This window comes from Parapedobacter sp., from assembly GCF_035556095.1.
Lineage (GTDB): Bacteria > Bacteroidota > Bacteroidia > Sphingobacteriales > Sphingobacteriaceae > Parapedobacter.
In genome coordinates this window covers 116,608-137,321 of record NZ_DATMFT010000004.1, presented here as the reverse complement: position 1 = coordinate 137,321, position 20,714 = coordinate 116,608, and the positions used below count along the sequence as shown (strand labels likewise).

Sequence of the window (20,714 nt, the reverse complement as noted above, 5' to 3'; positions counted from 1 at the left end):
GACGATGAGAACTTTAAAAAAATATAACTTCATAAGCGCGTTGTTACTCATGGCGTGCATAACTGGATGTAACGACGATTTCGTAAGTACTGCACCGCTTGGAGAAGTGCCGGAAGAAGTCGCTTGGGGAGATGCCGCATTGGCGGAGGCCTTTGTTGTCGAAATTTACAATGGATTCGGGCAGGGTGGGTTGGACGAGCAGATGCAGGCTTCGCTTACGGACGAGTCCATGTTTACCCATCCCGGCCGCGGTATCAATACCGTGACTGAAAGCCGGTCGAATGATGCGGACCCAGGATGGATCATTGGGTCTTACGCCTGGGCGAACGTCTACGGGCGCATCCGGGCGACGAATATCGCGTTGGCGAATCTTGCCGAGCCCCAGTTTGACAACTCAAGTGGCATTGCCGAACAGTTGATGGGTGAAGCCCACTTCCTCCGGGCGTTTTACTATCACCAACTGTTACGATATTATGGTGCGGTGCCGCTGATCGACCGTGTATATGAACTGGGCGAGGAGGATTACACGGCACCCCGCAACACCTACGAAGCGTGTGTGGCGTTTATCATAGCCGATTGCGACCGAGCCAGTGAGCTGTTGGCAGAGGCCCAGCCCGTAGATGGACGTGCAAGCGCCGTGGCTGCATTGGCGCTGAAGTCGCGCATGCTGACGTATGCCGCAAGCGATCTCCACGACATTCCTACGGCAACTGCAAATTCCGAAGTGATTGGCGGGTATGCAAATAAGGAATACCTAGGCTATACCACGGGAGATCAGCAAGCCCGTTGGTTATTGGCACGCGATGCGGCCAAGGCGATCCTGGATGCGCATGGGCCGGGTTATATGATGGACCTCACGACACCTGCCACCGCCGAAGAAGGCACGCAAAATTACCTGTCGATTGCCATGGGCGGGGGTAGCAAAGCCGTTCCTGCTGACGGCAAAGCGGATCTTATACTGGGCCGGTTTTTTATCGACCTCAAAGATGAAGGCGGTAACTATGTGGGCCGAAACAATGGCCCTAACGGCTACCACAACTGGGCAGGGAATACGCCGACGCAGCAATTGGTGGATGACTACGGGATGGCCGATGGATCTCCGTTCGATTGGGGTAACCCCCAGCACGCCATCACGCCTTATGAGAACCGCGATCCGCGTTTTTATGCGACGATTTTGTACGACGGTGCTGATTGGAAGCCACGTACTGCTGACGTGGCGGGCCGCGACCCCGCCAATCAGATCCAAACCGGCCAATATGAAGTGATGCAGGACGGGCGAAAAGTAATCCATTATGGTTTGGATACGCGAAATAGCAGTGTGGAAGATTGGAACGGCTCGTATACAGGGTACTACATGCGAAAATTCATCGATCCGGACCCCGCGGTGGTCGACCAAAATACCAGGCAGTTCGTGCCGTGGCCGGTATTGCGCTTTACTGAAGTCGTTTTGAATTATGTGGAAGCCTGCATCGAACTTGGCGAAGATGACGAAGCAAGGACCTGGCTTAACCGTATCCGGTTCCGTGCAGGCATGCCGGCAGTCACCGCGTCTGGCGATGATCTGCGAAATATTTACCGTAATGAACGGCGCATCGAACTGGCTTATGAGGAACATCGTTTCCATGACGCACGCCGATGGATGATCGCTGGTGAAACGCTGGGGCGTAAAGTGGGTATTATGCGGGTGTTCGGGCGGCTGAAGGCCGGCAGTTCGGTGTCGGTGTACCGCTATGACCCCGAAAATTACGATTATACCTATACGGTGGGAACCATTGACCCCGGCATCGAAAATCGGCAATGGCTGGATAAGATGTACTTCTTCCCGATCCACCGGGATGAAATGAACCGGAATGGCCAATTGGACCAAAATCCGGGCTACGGGGATTAGTCTCCGAAATCGGTAACTGAAGGAGGTCCTTGGCTACCAACCAAGGACCTTTTTTGGGTGAAGATAATCCAATATTTTCTTATCTTGGTCGGATAATTCGAACCGTTATAACGCTATTGATATGAATACGACTAGAAGAAAGTTCATTGGCACGATGGCAACGTTGGCAGCGACAGCCGGTGCCGCTTCGGCCTGGCCGAGTACATTCTCTGTCGGACGTGCCATTCAAGGTCCGGTCCGGGTGGGCCTTATCGGTGCCAATGGCATGGGATGGGCAAACCTCAACTCCATGCTGAACGTGCCGGGTGTACAGTGCACCGCACTTTGCGATGTGGATACCAACGTGTTGAATAAGCGTGCCGGCGAGCTTAAGACCCGCGGTATCGAACCCAAATTGTATGGCAAGCATGAGGAATTGCTAGCTGATCCGAACGTCGACGCCGTGATTATCGGTACGCCCGACCACTGGCACTGCCTGCAACTGGTGGATGCTTGTGCGGCTGGAAAGGATGTGTACGTCGAAAAGCCGTTGGGCAACTCCATTGCCGAATGCCGGGCCATGGTGGCCGCAGCCACTAAATACGGCCGCGCGGTGCAGGTCGGGCAATGGCAGCGAAGCCAACAGCACTTCCGCGACGCCATGGATTTTGTGCATTCGGGTAAGCTCGGCAAGATCCGGCTGGTAAAGGCTTGGGCTTACCAAGGATGGATGAAAAGTATTCCCGTAAAGCCCGACAGCCCGGTGCCCGAGGGCGTGGATTATACGCGGTGGCTGGGGCCTGCTAAGCAACGGCCGTTTAACCCGAACCGCTTCCACTTCGAGTTCCGGTGGTTTTGGGATTATGCCGGTGGGCTGATGACCGATTGGGGCGTGCACATGCTCGATTTTGCATTGATCGGTATGAAGGCGACCACACCTAAATCCATCATGGCCACGGGTGGGAAGTTCGCCTATCCGGATGACGCCGCAGAAACACCCGATACGCTTACCACCGTTTACGAATTTGATGACTTCACCGTGCAATGGGAACATGCCAACGGCATCGACGGTGGCCCTTATGGGCGCAATCACGGCGTGGCCTTCATTGGTAACTTCGGCACATTGGTGCTTGACCGAGGCGGTTGGGAAGTAATCCCCGAAGGGAACCGTATGGAAGCCGTTCCTTTACAGAAAAGCTCGGATAATGGATTGGATAAGCATACGACCAATTTCATCGAAGTGGTGCGCTCAAGGAAGCTGGAGGATCTCCACGCACCCATCACTGCCGGAGCCCATATCGCTATCTTCTCACAGATGGGCAATATCGCTTACCGTACGGGAGAGAAAATTTATTGGGATGCACAAAGGGAACGTTTTACCAGCAAGGCGGCGAACAGGTTACTTGCAGCTGAATATCACAATGGCTACCGTATCCCTGCCATTGGATAACCCGGAAGAAATTACTCCAATTCCCTCGCGCTTTCCTCCACTTTTTTAGCCAATTCGGCTTTGTATGCCAACAGGTTTTGCGCCAGTTGCTCGTCTGAGACAGCAAGGATCTGAACGGCGAGTATGCCCGCATTTTTAGCGGCGTTGAGCGCTACGGTAGCTACAGGTATGCCATTGGGCATTTGCAGGATGGAGAGCACCGAATCCCATCCGTCAATGGAGTTGGATGATTTTACGGGTACACCGATAACCGGGAGATGCGTGATAGAGGCGACCATACCGGGGAGGTGGGCTGCGCCGCCGGCACCGGCAATGATGACCTTCAATCCGCGGGAAGCCGCACTTTTCGCATACGCATACATACGGTCGGGCGTGCGGTGTGCAGAAACAATGGATACTTCAACGCGTACGCCGAGCGCTTTCAAAATTTCCACAGCATCCTGCATTACCGGCAGGTCCGACTTGCTGCCCATGATGATGCCTACTTCCGGTATTATTGTTTTTGTTGCCATTCGTTATCCGTTGTTCGCTTTTTTGCTATTTGCTTTTTCCCGATTTCACTACACCAATCGGGTAGGGTATCAACTATCAACTAACTATCACGTCACCACTTTAAGTGTTTGTTGCACTTCCCTCGCAATCAAAATGGCACGCTCGCGGTCTTCATTGATGATACACACGTGGCCCATCTTGCGGAAGGGTTTGGTAAACTTCTTTCCATACAGGTGTAAATATACACCCTCCATGGCCAGAATCTCTTCGATTCCTTCATAACGGGCCAGCCCTTCATGACCGGCCTCGCCCAATAGATTTACCATAATGGCATTGCTGCGTATGGCTGTACTGCCGGGAGCGAGGTTGAAGATTGCCCGGAGGTGTTGTGCAAATTGGGAAGTAAAGTTCCCTTCAATGCTTTGGTGGCCGCTGTTGTGGGGGCGTGGGGCCAACTCGTTGACCAGCAGCTGCCCCTCTCGGGTGAGGAATAGCTCTACCGCAAGCAGGCCAACAATCTGCAAATCTTCTGCGATTTTTTTGGCCAAAAGTTCTGCCCGCTGCTGGGTTTCAAAGGGCAGGGTAGAAGGTGATATCAGAAATTCTACGAGGTTAGCCTCGGGGTTGAACTCCATCTCCACGCAAGGGAAAACGGCCACATCACCATTGTCGTTCCGCGACACGATAATCGCTAGCTCCTTTTCAAAATCAATCCACTGCTCAATGAGGCTTGGGGCCTCGAACGCTGTTCCGATATCGGATTGGTTCACGATTTTCTTCACCCCCCGACCGTCGTAGCCATCCTTACGGAGCTTTTGGATATAAGGGAGCGTAATTGCGGTATTTGCCAGGTTTTCTTTCGATGATATCAATTGGAAGGGTGCCGTGGGAATATCGTTTTGCTTGAAGAACTGCTTCTGCAGCCCCTTGTCTTGGATGAGGCGGATTACGCGCGACTGCGGATACACAACTACCCCTTCTTCTTCCAGTTTCTCGAGGGCGTCTACATTTACTTTCTCGATTTCGATGGTCACCATGTCGAGTCCTTTTCCGAATGCATAAACGGTGTCGAAATCATCCAGCGCGCCGTGCGCGAAGTGGTTGCATAGGTTGCGGCAAGGTGCATTCTTATCCGGATCGAGCACGTGTACATTCACGTTGAAGTTGATGGCTTCCTGGATCAGCATGCGGCCTAATTGTCCGCCGCCGAGGATTCCCAATTTCAGTTCGCCATAAAAATCTTTTGCCATGATGAAGATTGAAATATACGTTGAAGGTTATGCGTGTGTTGATCGCAGTTTATCGGCTACGATGTGTTCCGTTTCTATTTTTTTCTGTAACTCCAAGAAAGCACCGATGAGTGCCTCGGGCCGAGGCGGGCATCCTTGCACGTAAATGTCTACGGGAATGATGCGATCCACACCTTTGACCACATGATAACCATGCTGCCAATAGGGGCCGCCACAGTTGGCACACGAGCCCATGGAGATAACATATTTGGGATCGGGCATCTGCTCATACAGTCGGCGGATGCGGTCGGCCATCTTAAATGTTACCGTGCCGGCGATGATCATCACGTCCGATTGGCGTGGCGAGGGGCGCGGGAATACACCGAATCGATCCAAGTCGTAGGTGGACGCCATAGCGCCCATCATTTCGATGGCACAGCAAGCGATACCGAAGCTCATGGGCCACATGGACGAAAGCCGAGCCCAGTTGAGCAGGTCGTCCAATTTGGCGATGACAACGCCGTTGCTTTCCAATTGTTTATCGATGCTCATGATGGTGTTGTTCCGGGTTTCCTGAATACCGGCTTAAAAACCGGCTTTTTTTTCGGTTCACCGCCGGGAGATGTCGTTTTCGCGATAGCCGGGGCTGCGTTGTCCGGGCTGAATTCCCGCACACGGTAGCTGCCGCTGTTCAATCTGTCATAGGCCGATGTAGGTATATTCACCTGCACGTGCGGGGTGACCGGCTTGGGCTTTATCCATTCCAAATCGCCTTTTTTCCATACGTATACCAAACCGATAATCAATATCCCTACAAATAAGGCCATTTCCAGCAGTGCAAACCAGCCCCATCGGGCGTCAGCTGCCACCAACTCGGATTGGCCAAAGACGGTTGCCCACGGGAAGATGAAAAGCAGTTCGACATCAAACAGCAGAAATACAAGTGCAATAACGTAAAAACGTGGATTGAATTGTATCCAAGCATTTCCGACGGTCTCTTCTCCGCATTCGTAAGTACTTAGCTTTTCGGCAGTCGGTTTCTTGGGCGACAGCATGTTGCCCAGCAGTAAGGTGAATAATACCAACAAGATACCCGCCACTCCAATAAGGAGTATTTTTCCGAATTCGGTTAGCTGCGCCGGGTCATCCATATCTTGCAAAGATAAAAAAATTATTAATGGGATTTTTTTTACCTTGCGAAAGGTAAATGCGTCCCTATGAAAGCAAGTGGTTCTGCTTCCGCTTTTCTTCTTTTGGTTGCCACAGTATCGGTGTTGCCCCATGACGGGTATTCCCAGCAGCAGGGCGCTGTGGGTATCAGCATTACGTTGAAGCCAATCCAAACCATCCGTGTGGATGGGAGTGACTACCGGGGGTTGACGACACTGGATAGTGCCACGACTGGTTATCGAAAGGAACACGTAATGGGCTTCGGTACGAGCGTGTATGGCGTGTCGGTGAACCGTATTGCGGTTGATTCGCTGGTTATATTGAAAAATGAAGTAATGGGACAAATCGCTTCCGGCAACTGGTCAAAGATAGTTGGCCAGCCAGGTATACGCCGCGAAAAGGAGACGCCGGCAAATCCTGACCGCCAACTTCTGATTTACAGTATCAGTGTCCGTTAATGCACGCTTATTCTGCGTTTCGGTACCGAATAAGCCGAGTGGTATAATTGTTGCTTTTTTGATGTTATGGCTACTGATTTTGGTATTTACCGTGTACAAAAGCTACATGAACACCTTCCCGATATGTTCGATTCCGTAAGGCGAAACGTCTACACGATTATCTTTTCAGGCCCCAACGGAACGGTCCACCATATCGACGAACGTGCATTTCAATTACCTCCATATTCCGTTTTGTTCGTCGGCCAAGACCGGATAGCGAAGTTTGATGAGGATATGACCGAAGATACCTATGTGTTGCTTTTTTCGTCGCGCTTTTTCAGCCGGTCCGAGCGCGACTTACACTTTTTGCAGCACAGCCCGCTTTTCAATGATTATAGCCAAGTGTACTATATGGCGCTACCTGAAGAAGGGGTGGCCTATGGCAAGGTCATGGTATATTTGCTGTATCAGGCAAAGAACGGCCTCGACGAGCAAGTGAATAAGGATTTGGCGCACAACCTCGTTGAACAAATCCTCATCATGGGTTCCATGACGGTCAACCAGGTTTCTATGGGGAGTTACAAGGAGGACCAAGACAATTTCCTATCGATAAAATATAAGGAGCTTATCGCTAAGTATTTCGTGGAAGAGAAAACCGTTAAGTTTTACGCCGACCAATTGAATATTACCGAACGCCGTTTAACCAAGGCTACAGAACAAGTGCTTGGTATGGGCGCCAAAGAGGTCATCACCAATTACGTACTCAGAAAGGCGAAACGCCAGCTCATCTATACCAAGAAAAGTGTAAAAGAAATCAGTGTTTCCCTCGGCTTCAGTGGAGAGCAAAATTTTAGTGCATTTTTCATGAAAAACGCCGGATTAAGACCTTCCGAATTTCGTAAACAAGGCTATTCGTAGCGGTCTGTTTACAAAATGTAAGCAAACTACTACACACCTGCTGTAACGCATATTTCATATACTGTTTTTCATATTTTTCGGCGTTCCATCCCGCCATACCTTTGTACTATCCTTTAAGGGAATTGTAGAAAAAAGGAAAAATACAAAACATATTATTAGTAACAACATCATGAAAAACAGTGTAAAAAATCAGGTGAAAAATGTAGTTTTAGCGGTATTGGTTGCAGCGGGTAGCACCTTTGCAGGCGTGGCAAGCGCACAAACGACGGGGCTGGGTGGCGGCCAGGTAGGTCCTGTGGGAAATGGTAGTCCGGCGCAGGTTGCACTCAACGTGATTTTGAAGCCGGTGCGTACATTGACGGTAAGCCACGACCAAGTTAATCTCGTCTATGAAACCGCGGCCGACTATGAAAACGGTGTGAGCTTCACAACGACAAATGGCCACCTTCGGGTAACGAATATTGGCGGTGGTTATAAAATCTATGTGAAGTCCTCTTCGCCGAATTTGGTCGGTGAAAGCGGAAATACCAATACGATTGACGGTAGCACGGTTATGGTAACGGGATTAGCCCAATCAGGCGTAAATGCATATGCCCGGAAAATCAGCGAAATGAATAGCGGCACGTACGGTGCGGAGCTCTTTCATCACAGCAACAACGCCAATGTGGTTGACAAGGCCTACGATGTCGAATACAAAGCTGCCGGAAAAGGGGCCTATTTGGATAAGCTCTTTCAGAACAAGCAGACCAAGTATACGGTGAATGTGGTTTACACCATCGTAAGTGAATAAACGAGATTAAAACAAACACATGTTGGGGTTGTTTCCATTAGGGTTGCAACCCCATTGTTGTTATATTTACCCTATGAACCATCAAAGGCTCCAGCTAACCACGAAGAACAAAAAATAAACAGATGAAACATAAGTTGATTAAGCCGATGGCTGTTGCCTTTGTTATCCTCATGGGATTTGGGATGTTGGGAGTATATGCCCAGACGGGCATTTCCATCAGTCCGCCACGGGTATACTATGTCATCGGGCCGGGCCAGAGCCAAACAGAAAAGGTGGTGGTGAGTAACCCGAGTCGAGACTATCCGTTGGAGTTGGCGGTTTCATTTGAGGACTGGGCATATGATACCTATGGCGATAACCTGATGTACCCGGCGGGGACATTAGCTACATCTTGTGCGGCTTGGCTCTCGGTTCCAGAAGCTTATTTTTCACTCGCGCCGGGCGAAAGTAAGGAGATTGATGTGCAGATGACTGTTCCCGTAGGCTATCAAAATGACACTATACCCGTACATACGGCGATTTTGTACGTTACGCAGCTCAACCCGCGTGACGGTGTTGACCAGCAAGGTGCGAATATCCGCATTGCGGTTCGAACAGGAATTAAACTGTACCAGCGCCTGCCCGGCAGTTTCAGTCCGAACCTGGAAATAACCAATTTCAGGTATCAAAAAGAAGACGTGCCGGTACTTATATTGCATGTTGACAACGACGGCGACGTATGGGCCGACGGCCGGATCAGTTTGGAGTTACTTAATCAAACCACCGGTGGCAAGCGTGTACTCCCCGATGAGTCGTTCTATTCCATGCCGGGCGACCGGCGGCAAAAGTACGTGGTAGTGCCGAAAGATCTGGAAACCGGAAAGTACATCGCCACAGCGATTGTAAACTATGGAGAAGCAAATACGGTTAAGATTGCGGAACTGGAATTTACCCATGGAAATTAAGTGGTTTCTCGGCTGGGCAATCTGGTGTTTGTTGAGCTGCTGGCCATCGGCTACCTGGGCACAGCTACGGTTTAACGCGTACAGTGGGGGATACTTCAACGTAACCGACTACGCCGGATACACGGCGCCGGAGGGAAGCCATCGGTTTCATATCCAATATCAAGGAATGGAAATCAACGAGCCTAATTGGGGGGTCCGTGCGCGGATCAATGGTCAAATCAGGCCGGTGTCGGGGGAGAATGTTTCGGGCCTCCCTTTTCCGGCAGAGAAGCTGCGTTTCCAGTTCACCCACGATAGTGGCAACAGTCCTACTTTGGCGGATATCGGTGCCAGTATGGCATCCATTCCATTCAATGCGCTTGGGGAAACTGTTCTAATTGCCGAATCCAATGTGCCGATTGCCTATCAGAATCCGTATGGCGGAAGTATGCAGTTTCACTTGTATTTCACCATGCATGTGGCGGGCGGCTCGTACCTCGACCAGATGAAAAACCGTGCAGCCTACCAGATGATTGTGTATTCGGTGCCGATTACGTTTACCCTGTACGGCCAAGCAGGCGGTGTGTTGGGTTATCAAGACGTTGTTTACCATATCCAAGTAAACCAAACGTTATCGGGCGCACCCCAAGAAGAGCCCGTTTATGGCCTGGAAGTGCTCGGTGCGGCGCGTGAGGGCACGTTGGAGTTCGGGAACGTGAGCAATTATGTAGGCGGCGTAACGGCAACTTACCCAGATGGATTGAAAGTCAACGCAAACACTGGCTATTCGGTGGCGGTCAAGACCATTGGTCCGGAGCTGACTTCGCTGGCCGGTGGGCAGGCTACGTTGCCTGTTTCGGTAGTCAACCTACGGCTCGAGCCTGGGAGTAATCCTGCATCGTCGGGCCAGTATACGGAAATCGCCTTATCGGATGGCTACCAAGTGCTGTTTGCAGCCAATACAGGCAGGGAGGCGCCGCAATTTTTCACGATTGTATACCGTACGACCGGAAATGACGAACGCTTACTTAGGGCCAGGTCAGGCACGTATACCACCGTTGTACTTTACCAGTTGCTCCCCCAATAAAGCCGCGGTAGGATGTGGGTTGGCTACATACGTGCATTAGCGGTAACAAACGTACTCAGTTTGTTCGCCTTGCTGGCTATGGCCGTACAGCAGCAAACCGGCCTACAAGAACCGGGGTATAGCCTTACGGTCGACTCATTGGTGTCTGGCTCAAATGACGACATTGTCGGGCTCACTGTCGCTTTTGTGAATCGGACAACCGACTCCATAGGCGGACAGTTACGCATCATTTCGCCGACCGGCATCCACGTATTGGGAAGCGGTGGCGGAAGCGTGCACGTGGCGCCGGAAAGCAGGCAGTATGTGCCGATTAAATTACAGTTATCAAAAAGCATAGCGGCGGGGGAGTATCCAATCACCATGCAATGTTTGGGTACCGACGGTCATGTATTGGCAAGTGCCCTGACGATATTGGTTGTCAAGCCCAAACAACTCATGTGGCTACATGCCATCAATACCAACGCGCTGATGCGGCAGGTAGGTGATTCGTTGCCTGTCCGCGTGGTCATTCGGAATGGCGGCAATACAACCGAACGGGTCCGCGTGGTTGTTTCCCTGCCCAGTCAGCACGGGCCCCGTCGATTTTCCGCTGCGGAAGCGGAGGTGCTGCCGTCAGCCGATACGACAATCGCTTTCGGGTATATCATAGATCGTGAGTTGATGCGGATGGAACGCTTTACGATTACCATCGCAGGGATGTATGCGAATGGCGACGTTTTCGGGAATACGTCCGTCAACGTGCAGAACGCTTCCGCAACCCGGCGATATGAAGACCCTACCCATGCGGCAACCAATCTGTGGTCTTACCAGCCTAACCGCGTCACGTTCATCGCCCGCAATCCATTCTCCGAAAGCCGTTCTTGGCAGCTCGCTGCCCGGGGCAATTATCCACTTGCTGGCGGGAAACTCGATTTCAATACGCTGGCATACCAATGGGGCGCTTGGAACCACCGTCCGTTCCTGAGCAATACATGGTTGAACTATGAGCGTGGTAATATGGGGATTACCGTTGGGAATATTGCGGAAAGCCTGGAAACATTCGTAAATGGACGTGGTGTAAAGGTCTATTTTTCCGATTCTTTGAAGTCGGAGCATGTGGAAATTGGTGTAGTGGAACATACATTCGATTTACTTGGATCCGATTACCGTCCGGATTTCCGAAATGGTTTCACTACATATTTTCGGACTCGGTTGGGCGAGGGTATTCCGGAAAAAAAGCGGTATATCGGTACCGCCGTTTACGAACGGCTACCCTTGGGCAACAGCGAAAGTTTTCTGTACATGAGTACCTTTGACCTGTTCCGGCAAGCGTTGAAGGATCGCATCCGATTGGTGGCTGATTTCGGCCCCGCGCTTACACGGCCGCTTTACGGAACCGATAAGGGCGATGACTATCGGCCAGCTTTGGCTGCCGGCCTCCAATTGCACGCAAGCGTGGCACAATACACCATTAGTAGCACCAACTATTACAGTACCGGTTATTATCCCGGTGTGAGGCGGGGTGCGTTGCAGCTCAACCAACGCATTAACCGGGCCGTTAACCGGGCCAATGTTTGGCTAGCCTATAGCCTATATGAATATGCACCGGAATATTTCGGGGAACAGCTTTCTTATCGAAATGATTTCCTCATATCCCGAGCGGAACTCGGTGCGTCTTTCCCGTTGACCGACTTTGTTAACCTCTCGTTGGCCCCGCTGCATGAATATGAACAAGGAAATTACTATGCGGGAGGCGTGGATAATGCCGATCCGGTAATGGATCTCCGTGCTTATCGATTGAGTAGTGCAATCAATTGGCGGAGCCGAAATTACCGGCAGTTCGCGTATGTGCAGCTGGAGGGTGGCCACATGCAATCGTCCGTTGCGACGGATGGGGAATGGCAGTTGCGGGCTAATCTTGCCTACAATTACAGTTGGTTTAATTTCAATGCCAACCTGCAGCGTGGGAATTTTTCAGTCATTGAGGCTGCAAATAACCGGTATTTTAACCGGGGCACAGGTTACCGGCTCGGTGCATCGGCTTCGGTACAACGTGATTTTATGCATAAACGCTTGCAAGTAACGGGCGGTTTGAGCTATTATGACGATAGTTTCTCCGGCCAAAACTGGATGGGCAACGCACGGATTCAATATGCGGCGACAAAAAAGACAGCGCTCTTTCTTTTGGGCCAACTGTATCAGTATAGCACACCCTACTACGCGGGCTCAGCGATGGCTAATATCCAAATGGGTATTCACCAATCGTTACCTCGGGGAGGCAGCGCTACTCTCCCAAAAAGGGGGAACATGGAGCTTTTCCTTTATCAAGATAAAAACAACAACGGTGTTTTTGACCAAGGTGACACACCGGCAACCAACACGATGGTCATGATCAATAATTCGGTTTTCGTTACCGGAAACGACGGCAAAATTGCCTATAACCGCGTTCCCTACGGTACACAGCAGATCAATATCCCTATGCAGCAAGGGTGGTATGCTCCGAGTGAAGTCTTCCAACTTGCCTCCAAACGACTTCAGGCATCGATCGGCCTCCGACAGGCGGGTACGATGGAGGGTAGCGTGCGGTACGAATACGACGAGCGTATCAGTTTTGAAGTTGATGCGGTGTTGGCGGGATTTACGGTAATTGCGAAAAACACCAGTGGCTATGTTGGGCGTACGGTTACGGACAGCCAGGGCAAGTATGTGCTTTTCCTGCCTGCAGGGAGTTATGAAATCAGTATACTGGATAGTAATATGCCACCCCATGTGTATGTGCAGGTGCCTGCACAGCATATGGTTGTGGAGGCCAATGAAATCAACACCGGTCCGGTATTCGTGCTTAAGGTAGAAGAAAAGAAAGTGGAGATCAAGCGGTTTTCGTCGCCTTAATCTTATCTACCCATCGGCATTTTCGGTGCGCCCCGCATCATGCGGGCCATGGCCGCAGGATTAGACATCTGTTTCATCACCTTGCGCATATCGCCAAATTGCTTCATCAGTTTATTCACTTCCACGAGCTCGGTACCCGATCCTTTGGCAATCCGTGCACGGCGTTTCTGGTCGATGACATCGGGGTTTTCTCGCTCATAGGGCGTCATGGAATTGATGATGGCTTCGATGGGCTTGAACGCATCGTCGTCGATTTCCACGTCCTTCATAGCCTTGCCCACACCGGGTATCATCCCCATGAGGTCCTTCATGTTGCCCATCTTTTTGATTTGCTGGATTTGGCTCTTGAAGTCGTTGAAATCGAACTTGTTTTTGCGTATTTTACGTTGCAGTTCGGCTGCTTCCTTCTCGTCAAACTGCTGCTGTGCGCGCTCCACGAGCGATACCACGTCGCCCATACCGAGTATACGCGAGGCCATCCGGTCAGGGTGAAACACGTCGAGCGCTTCCATTTTCTCGCCGGTACCGATGAATTTGATGGGTTTGTTGACGACCGATTTGATCGATAGGGCTGCCCCTCCGCGCGTGTCGCCGTCGAGCTTGGTAAGCACGGCTCCCGTAAAGTCGAGCCGGTCGTTAAAAGCTTTGGCCGTATTCACGGCATCCTGCCCGGTCATGGCATCCACCACGAAGAGGATTTCATGCGGCCGGGTCGCATCTTTTACCGCGGATATCTCATTCATCAACGCTTCATCGATAGCAAGACGGCCAGCGGTATCCACGATGACCACGTTATAACCTTTCAGCTTGGCTTCGGCCACACCTGCTTGGGCGATACCAATGGGGTCGTTGGATTCCCGATCGGTATATACCGGTACACCCACTTGCTGGCTAAGCACTTCGAGCTGGTCGATCGCTGCCGGACGGTACACGTCGCCCGCCACCAGTAATGGTTTCTTGCCTTTGGTTTCCTTGAGGTATTTGGCCAGTTTGCCCGAGAAGGTGGTTTTACCGGCACCGTTTAGACCCGCAATGAGGATGACCGTCGGGTTGTTACTAATGTCCAGTTCGGTGGTGGAACCACCCATCAGTTCGGTCAGCTCGTCATTCATGATTTTGGTGAGCAACTGGCCCGGGGAGATGCTGGTCAGCACGTTCTGTCCCAGTGCCTTCTGTTTCACCTCATCGGTAAACGCCTTGGCGGTTTTGTAGTTCACGTCGGCATCGAGCAATGCCTTGCGGATTTCCTTCATGGTCTCCGCTACGTTTATTTCGGTAATATTTCCCTGGCCTTTTAATACCTTGAAGGCTCTGTCTAGCTTATCCTGTAGGTTCTGAAACATCGTCAGTTGTAAAATAAAATTGAACGAGGTGCAAAGGTACGAAATCTGTTATAAAAATAGTCCGCCCACCCCGAGGGGAAGGCGGACTCACCTATTTAATTATAGAAGGAACGTTACTCCCTTCTGCCCAGCAGCATGCTGGCGTAGTAGAGCAGGGTTACCAATGACGAGAGTGCTGCCACTACGTACGTCATTGCCGCCCACCATAGCGCGTCCTTTGCGCCTGCATGTTCTGCGCTGCTGTGGGTAATGTTGTTACTGTCGAGCCACGCCAATGCGCGCTTGGAGGCATCGAATTCTACGGGCAGCGTTACAAACGAGAATATGGTGGTGATGGCCAATGCCGCCACACCGATGGCCAGTATGTACGGATTGTGGGCGAATATCATCATCAGTACGCCAATCATCAGTACCCAAGTTACCAGGTTGGACGCCACACTTACGATGGGTACCATCGCCGAGCGAAACTGCAGCCAGGAGTATGCCCTGGCATGTTGCACGGCGTGGCCACATTCGTGCGCTGCAACGGCTGCTGCGGCAACACTGCGGCCGCTGTATACCTCGGGGCTCAGGTTAACCGTCCGGTTGGCTGGGTTGTAATGGTCGCTCAGCCGGCCCTGTGCCGAAATGATTTGTACATCGTAAATCCCGTTGTCGTGCAGCATTTTCTCTGCTACGTCTCTACCGGTCATCCCGCTACTCAGCGGGGTCTCCGAATACTTCTTGAATTTGCTTTTAAAGCGCCACTGCACAATCATGCTGACCAGCATGATACCGCCGAAAATAATCCAATAACCTATCATAATATCGTTGTTTTTTGCTGTTTGTTTATTCGCTATTTGCTCCCCCGATTCGTTGTAACGTATTGGGGGATTGCTTTATTCACTTGTTTCCAACCCAATTAGACAAAAAATATACCGAACGCATTTCGCTGACGATATGGCGTTTTCGGTCGTTACGAATATAAAAATTCCCTTTTCTGCCTGCAAATCCGTCGGACGTTTTACGTAATTATAATGACAAAGTTGCACGGCGCACTTAAATTTAGGGGTAGGCGGGTTCGTTCGTCTTTCGCTCGTAACTGCTTCGAGGCTGCTTCGAGGCTACTTCGGAATGAAACCGGGCTGTGGCTATGCTGAGTCCGGGGTGTATCCACGTTTTTACCGTAAAAACGTGGACTCAACGTGCACTTACCGTGCTCACAGGGTGCAGGCATAGCGAAGCAGTCTCGAACCACTGGCGAACAAGAGTCGAACCATTGTCGAGTCGCCTCATTGGCAAGGAGCAGGTACGAAGTTAATACGAATCAGGTACGAACAGAAAGTGGGGGCGGCACACTAAACCGTCATGATATCTTTTTCCTTAGCTTCGGCCAACTGGTCTACCTTGGCGATGTATTTGTCGGTGAGTTTCTGCACTTCGGCTTCGCCGGCTTTGATTTCATCTTCCGATACGCCGTCGGCTTTCATTTTCTTGATGGTGTCGTTGGCGTCTTTGCGGATGTTGCGTATGGCCACGCGCCCTTTTTCGGCTTCATCCTTTACTTTCCGTACGAGGTCGCGGCGGCGCTCTTCGGTAAGCGGTGGAATATTGAGGCGGATGATGCTGCCATCATTCTGTGGTGTCAAACCGATGTTGGCATCGAGGATTGCCTTTTCGATGGGAGTAAGCATGGTTTTTTCCCAAGGCTGCACCACCAGGGTACGCGCATCGGGTGTATTGATGTTGCTCACCTGCGCCAGTGGTGTGGCTGTGCCATAGTAATCCACGTGTATGCTATCGAGCATGGAAGGCATCGCCTTGCCTGCACGGATTTTGGTGAGCTCCGACTCGGTGTGCGCTACCGCCTTGGTCATCTGCTCGGTACTGTCTTCCAATTGTAGGGATATCAGTTCGTCCATGATTATGTGTTTATTATGGGTTGGTCACAAAGATAGTTATTCTCGTACTAACGTACCGACATGTTCGCCATTTGCTAACCGGGCTAGATTGCCGGGCTTGTTCATGTCGAAAACGATGATGGGCAGGTTGTTTTCCTGGCACAGTGTGAAGGCTGTCATATCCATCACACTGAGTCCGCGGTTGTACACGTCCTGGAATGTGATTTCGTCAAACCGGGTGGCCGACGCGTCTTTAAGCGGATCGGCCGTATAGATACCATCCACGCGGGTGCCTTTAAGCACCACATCCGCATTGATTTCGATGGCGCGGAGCGAGGCGGCTGTATCGGTGGTGAAATAAGGGTTTCCTGTACCGGCACCGAAAATAACCACCCGTCCCTTTTCGAGATGCCGGACGGCCCGCCGGCGGATAAAAGGTTCACAGATCTGTTCCATTTTGATAGCCGTGAGCAGGCGTGTCTTTATTGCGAGTTTTTCGAGTGCGTCCTGCAGGGCCATGCTGTTGATCACCGTAGCCAGCATACCCATGTAGTCGGCCTGCACACGGTCCATCCCAGCCTTTTCGGCACTTAGCCCACGATAGATATTACCCCCGCCGATAACGATGGCAATTTCCATCCCCTTGGCGTGGATTTCCTTAATGTCTTTGGCGTATTGGGCTACGCGGTTGATGTCGATACCGTATTGCTGGTCGCCCATGAGGGCCTCACCGCTGAGTTTGAGTAGGATACGCTTATATTTCATATTCTTGCTGTCTTGGAAGGAGGCTTCCAAGCGCCAAAGATAAAAGAAATTTTTTAACTGCCAGTGATGACTTCTCGGTAATACTGTTCGTATAGCGGCATGATGTTGGCCAACTGGAAATCCTTCGCCCTGTTCAATGCGGCTTCCTTGAACTGCTGCAATCGATCGCAATCTTCGAGGATGTGGATGGCATTGGCCGCCATTGAATCCACATCGCCTATATCGCTGAGGAAGCCGGTTATACCGTCTACGTTCAACTCGGGCAGTCCGCCTGAGTTTGACGAGATGACTGGTACCTTGCAGGCCATGGCTTCCAAGGCTGCTAAGCCGAAGCTCTCCGAGCCGGAGGGGATGAGGAACAGGTCGGATACCGAAAGGATTTCCTCAATGGCATCCTGCTTGCCAAGGAAGCGGATATCGTTAGCCACGCCCAGTTCCCGCGACAATTGTTCGGCCGCGGTACGTTCCGGTCCGTCGCCCACCATCAGCAACTTGCTTGGAATTTTCTCTTGCACTTTTTTAAAGATGCGGATGACGTCCGTGGTGCGCTTTACTTTCCGGAAATTGGATGTATGCACCAACACGCGTTCATCGCCCGGAGCGATGGCCTGTTTGAAATGCTGCCGTGGCTTGAGGTTGAAACGGTCAAGGTCAATAAAGTTGGGGATAACACGGATTTCGCGTTTGATGTCGAAATGATCCAACGTTTCGGCTTTGAGGTTTTCGGATACGGCAGTAACCCCGTCCGACTGGTTGATTGAGAATGTGACTACCGGGCTGTAGCTGGCGTCTTTGCCCACGAGCGTAATGTCCGTACCGTGCAATGTGGTAACCACCGGTATGTTGATGCCGTAAGTGGCCAGTATCTGCTTGGCCATAAATGCCGCGGAAGCATGAGGGATGGCGTAATGCACATGCAGCACATCCAGTTTCTCAAATCGAACCACATCTACCAGCTTGCTGGCCAATGCAAGCTCGTAAGGTGGAAAATCGAACAATGGATATTTGGATATCGTTACCTCATGGTAGTAAAGATTCTCCGAAAAGAAATCCAGCCGGGCAGGTTGGCTGTAGGTGATGAAGTGAATCTGATGCCCGTTGGCGGCTAAAGCCTTGCCCAGTTCTGTGGCGACTACACCACTTCCACCAAAGGTGGGATAACATACAATACCGATTTTCATGTACTCCCGTCTTATTTGTTGCCGGCAAAGTACGGATAAATTTCCCGATGGGATGTTCATCCGAACGTAAAAAGATTGATGATGTAGCGAGCACGCTAATAAAAAACTAATTAATTAGTTGCAAAACTAAAACATAAGTTTTAAATTTGTGCTTCATATGTTAATAATAGGTCGTTGACCACAATTAAAAAGGTAAAAATCAATGAAAGAACTCAAAGAATTGACCCGTGCGGAAGAACAGATCATGCAGGAGCTGTGGAATTTGGACAAGGCTTTTGTGAAAGAGATCATAGACAGGCTACCAGTCCCCAAGCCGGCCTATAATACGGTATCCACTATTGTGCGGATATTGGAAACCAAGGGTTTTGTGGGGCATGAGGCATTCGGTAAAAGCCATCGCTATTACCCGCTGGTTTCGAAAGAGGAATACCGAACGTTTGCCACAGGCAAGTTGCTCCATGGTTATTTCGACAATTCCGCGAGAAACATGCTCTCTTTCTTTTTGGAAGAGCAAAAACTCGACCTCAACGACGCGGATGAGCTATTGAAGTTGCTGGAGAGCGCGAAGACGAAAAAGAAGTGACGGCGTAACCTAATCGTTCACGATGAAACCTTAATGTTATGATGTACTTGATGCTAGCCAACCTATACCTCTGTATTTTTTATGGTTTTTACTACGTTTTTTTACGTAAACAAACATTCTTTCAAGGGAATCGGATATACCTGCTCGCCGGTTTACTATTGGCGTTTACATTGCCGCTGGCCGAACATGGTGAATTTGACAACACGGTAGTATACCACTACCACTTACCTGTAATCCAACTGGAAGATTCCACGCCCGAACAACTTGGGACGACGGCAACTACAGCCAAATCTCCAACCCTGATAAAAAAGTACGTATCTATCGGATACATGGTGGGTTGTATAATCGCGGCGATTTTTGCGGCCATGCAAGTTGTATATACGATTAGGGCGCTAAGAAGGCCGCATCGGGGGCAAGCGTGTTCTTTTTTTGGTATCGTCCGTATTGACCATACGGCCTATGGTAGCCATCGGATCGCCCATCATGAACAGGTTCACGTACGACAATGGCACAGTGCTGATATTGTAGTGATGCAAGTGGTGAAGATTCTCAACTGGTTTAATCCCGTCGTTTATCTTTATGAGCGGGCATTGAAGTTGCAACACGAATACATTGCCGACGGGGAAACAGCGGCCTACGACCAAGTAGCTTATGCCGAATTATTGGTGTCCCGTGCGATGGGTGTAAGCGGTCCTGTTTTGGCCAACTCGTTTTCAAACAAGAAACTGCTGAAGCGCCGGGTTGCTATGTTGTTACGAAACAAATCTTCAAGATACAGTTGGTTGCGTTACGCGATTCTCTTGCCTGTTATCATCGGCATGCTTATTTTTTCGATTGCCTGTAATAATCAAGGAAAGACGGGGGCAAATGAAACCACCGCCGGCGGGGCGGCAACGGCTGAAACCAACGCTGACGCATTTATGAAGGAGCTGAGCAAGTTTGTGGCTTATGGGGATGAGGCCCTGCGCAATGGTAAGCAGGGCATATTGGCATTTACTTTTGAAAAAAGGGAAGCTGGCCATATTGAGAACATCCGGTTTCTCAATGAATTTGGTAGCGGACAAGAAGCTGAAGTCATCAAGGCGCTTCAGCGGGAAAACGTAGCGCGTGTGGCTCCCGAAGGAAAGTATATGGTTTCCATCAATTTCCGGATCTTTGACGGGGAACCAGCCGATACACCACCGCCGCCACCACCGGTTTCCAATGAATATACGTCGCTGGGCGAGGTCACTATTTTGGCGGCAGCCCCTGATTTGCCGCCACCGCCACGCGTACGGCCTACCGATAAAAACGATAATGCCAACACCGCAAATGAGCAAGAACGATTTCCCGAGCCGACGGTGGTGAAGGTGCGGGTAAGTGAAAAACAACTGGAAGAAGAACCAACGGACCTCGTATTCCAGTCGGTTGAGATAGATCCCAAGCCGCCGGGAGGGATGCAGAAATTTATGGAATATATAGCGAAGAATTATGAATACCCACAAGAGGCCATCGAAGCGGGGGTGAACGGGCAGATTCAGGTGGCGTTTGTGGTGGAGCTTGACGGTAGCCTTACGGATATGAAGGTTGTCCGGGATTTAAAATATGGCACGGGTGAGGCCGCCATTCGCGTATTGCAGCGCAGCGAAAAATGGTCGCCGGGTATTCAAAACGGCCGGCCAGTGCGAGTGGCGTACACCTTGCCCATCCGGTTGAATCTGCAACAGTAAAGATGCATTAATACCTTAT

The 20,714-nt window shown here is 50.8% G+C and carries 19 protein-coding genes; 10 read left to right on the top strand and 9 right to left on the bottom strand.

Annotation, left to right across the window (positions count from 1 at the left end):
- Positions 1-4: 4 nt before the first annotated feature.
- Both VNQ80_RS01485 and VNQ80_RS01480 read left to right on the top strand, forming a co-directional pair.
- Positions 5-1,888 carry a RagB/SusD family nutrient uptake outer membrane protein gene (locus VNQ80_RS01485; RefSeq protein ID WP_325635640.1) on the top strand — a complete coding sequence of 628 codons (1,884 nt, stop codon included), beginning with the start codon at positions 5-7 and terminating at the stop codon, positions 1,886-1,888.
- Between the two features lie 121 nt (positions 1,889-2,009).
- On the top strand, positions 2,010-3,317 hold the full coding sequence (locus tag VNQ80_RS01480; protein ID WP_325635639.1) for a Gfo/Idh/MocA family oxidoreductase: 1,308 nt from the start codon (positions 2,010-2,012) through the stop codon (positions 3,315-3,317).
- Positions 3,318-3,328: 11 nt separating this feature from the next.
- On the opposite strand, the gene purE is transcribed toward VNQ80_RS01480, so the two are convergent.
- From purE to VNQ80_RS01460, 4 genes are all read right to left on the bottom strand, one after another.
- The gene (gene purE, locus VNQ80_RS01475; RefSeq protein ID WP_325635638.1) at positions 3,329-3,829 is read right to left on the bottom strand and encodes a 5-(carboxyamino)imidazole ribonucleotide mutase; all 501 of its coding nucleotides are present in this window, start codon (positions 3,827-3,829) and stop codon (positions 3,329-3,331) included.
- A gap of 87 nt (positions 3,830-3,916) precedes the next feature.
- Positions 3,917-5,059 carry a 5-(carboxyamino)imidazole ribonucleotide synthase gene (locus VNQ80_RS01470; protein ID WP_325635637.1) on the bottom strand — a complete coding sequence of 381 codons (1,143 nt, stop codon included), beginning with the start codon at positions 5,057-5,059 and terminating at the stop codon, positions 3,917-3,919.
- A 27-nt stretch (positions 5,060-5,086) separates the two neighbouring features.
- The gene (locus tag VNQ80_RS01465) at positions 5,087-5,590 is read right to left on the bottom strand and encodes an NADH-quinone oxidoreductase subunit B family protein (protein WP_325635636.1); all 504 of its coding nucleotides are present in this window, start codon (positions 5,588-5,590) and stop codon (positions 5,087-5,089) included.
- Positions 5,587-6,189, bottom strand: a complete 603-nt coding sequence (locus tag VNQ80_RS01460) for an NADH-quinone oxidoreductase subunit A (protein ID WP_325635635.1) — start codon at positions 6,187-6,189, stop codon at positions 5,587-5,589. Before VNQ80_RS01460 ends, VNQ80_RS01465 begins: the two co-directional genes overlap by 4 nt.
- Positions 6,190-6,255: 66 nt before the next feature.
- On the opposite strand from VNQ80_RS01460, the gene VNQ80_RS01455 reads away from it, so the two are divergent.
- The 6 genes from VNQ80_RS01455 to VNQ80_RS01430 all read left to right on the top strand — a co-directional run bounded on the left by VNQ80_RS01455 (position 6,256) and on the right by VNQ80_RS01430 (position 13,234).
- Positions 6,256-6,666 (top strand): hypothetical protein, encoded by a 411-nt coding sequence (locus VNQ80_RS01455; RefSeq protein WP_325635634.1) that lies wholly within the window; start codon positions 6,256-6,258, stop codon positions 6,664-6,666.
- 66 nt (positions 6,667-6,732) lie between these two features.
- The gene (locus VNQ80_RS01450) at positions 6,733-7,563 is read left to right on the top strand and encodes a helix-turn-helix domain-containing protein (protein WP_325635633.1); all 831 of its coding nucleotides are present in this window, start codon (positions 6,733-6,735) and stop codon (positions 7,561-7,563) included.
- 169 nt (positions 7,564-7,732) lie between these two features.
- Positions 7,733-8,353: a hypothetical protein gene (locus tag VNQ80_RS01445; RefSeq protein ID WP_325635632.1), complete on the top strand. Its 621-nt coding sequence runs from the start codon at positions 7,733-7,735 to the stop codon at positions 8,351-8,353.
- A 122-nt stretch (positions 8,354-8,475) separates the two neighbouring features.
- Positions 8,476-9,297, top strand: coding sequence for a hypothetical protein (locus tag VNQ80_RS01440; protein WP_325635631.1), 822 nt, complete (start codon positions 8,476-8,478; stop codon positions 9,295-9,297).
- Complete coding sequence (locus VNQ80_RS01435) at positions 9,242-10,363, top strand: hypothetical protein (protein ID WP_325635630.1); 1,122 nt, start codon at positions 9,242-9,244, stop codon at positions 10,361-10,363. The genes VNQ80_RS01440 and VNQ80_RS01435 overlap by 56 nt, the downstream gene beginning before the upstream one ends.
- A gap of 12 nt (positions 10,364-10,375) precedes the next feature.
- Complete coding sequence (locus VNQ80_RS01430) at positions 10,376-13,234, top strand: carboxypeptidase-like regulatory domain-containing protein (RefSeq protein WP_325635629.1); 2,859 nt, start codon at positions 10,376-10,378, stop codon at positions 13,232-13,234.
- A gap of 2 nt (positions 13,235-13,236) precedes the next feature.
- Here VNQ80_RS01430 and ffh read toward each other — a convergent pair whose 3' ends face one another.
- The 5 genes from ffh to bshA all read right to left on the bottom strand — a co-directional run bounded on the left by ffh (position 13,237) and on the right by bshA (position 18,403).
- Positions 13,237-14,577 carry a signal recognition particle protein gene (gene ffh / locus VNQ80_RS01425; protein WP_325635628.1) on the bottom strand — a complete coding sequence of 447 codons (1,341 nt, stop codon included), beginning with the start codon at positions 14,575-14,577 and terminating at the stop codon, positions 13,237-13,239.
- A 113-nt stretch (positions 14,578-14,690) separates the two neighbouring features.
- The gene (locus VNQ80_RS01420) at positions 14,691-15,380 is read right to left on the bottom strand and encodes a zinc metallopeptidase (protein WP_325635627.1); all 690 of its coding nucleotides are present in this window, start codon (positions 15,378-15,380) and stop codon (positions 14,691-14,693) included.
- 534 nt (positions 15,381-15,914) lie between these two features.
- Positions 15,915-16,478, bottom strand: coding sequence for a ribosome recycling factor (gene frr / locus VNQ80_RS01415; RefSeq protein ID WP_325635626.1), 564 nt, complete (start codon positions 16,476-16,478; stop codon positions 15,915-15,917).
- Between the two features lie 36 nt (positions 16,479-16,514).
- Positions 16,515-17,222 (bottom strand): UMP kinase, encoded by a 708-nt coding sequence (gene pyrH / locus VNQ80_RS01410; RefSeq protein WP_325635625.1) that lies wholly within the window; start codon positions 17,220-17,222, stop codon positions 16,515-16,517.
- 53 nt (positions 17,223-17,275) lie between these two features.
- The gene (gene bshA, locus VNQ80_RS01405) at positions 17,276-18,403 is read right to left on the bottom strand and encodes an N-acetyl-alpha-D-glucosaminyl L-malate synthase BshA (RefSeq protein ID WP_325635624.1); all 1,128 of its coding nucleotides are present in this window, start codon (positions 18,401-18,403) and stop codon (positions 17,276-17,278) included.
- Between the two features lie 202 nt (positions 18,404-18,605).
- Here bshA and VNQ80_RS01400 point away from each other — a divergent pair, with 202 nt between their 5' ends.
- A complete protein-coding gene (locus tag VNQ80_RS01400) occupies positions 18,606-18,986 on the top strand; it encodes a BlaI/MecI/CopY family transcriptional regulator (protein ID WP_325635623.1) in 381 nt (126 codons plus the stop codon).
- A gap of 38 nt (positions 18,987-19,024) precedes the next feature.
- Positions 19,025-20,695, top strand: coding sequence for a M56 family metallopeptidase (locus VNQ80_RS01395; protein ID WP_325635622.1), 1,671 nt, complete (start codon positions 19,025-19,027; stop codon positions 20,693-20,695).
- The last annotated feature ends 19 nt before the right edge of the window (positions 20,696-20,714 follow it).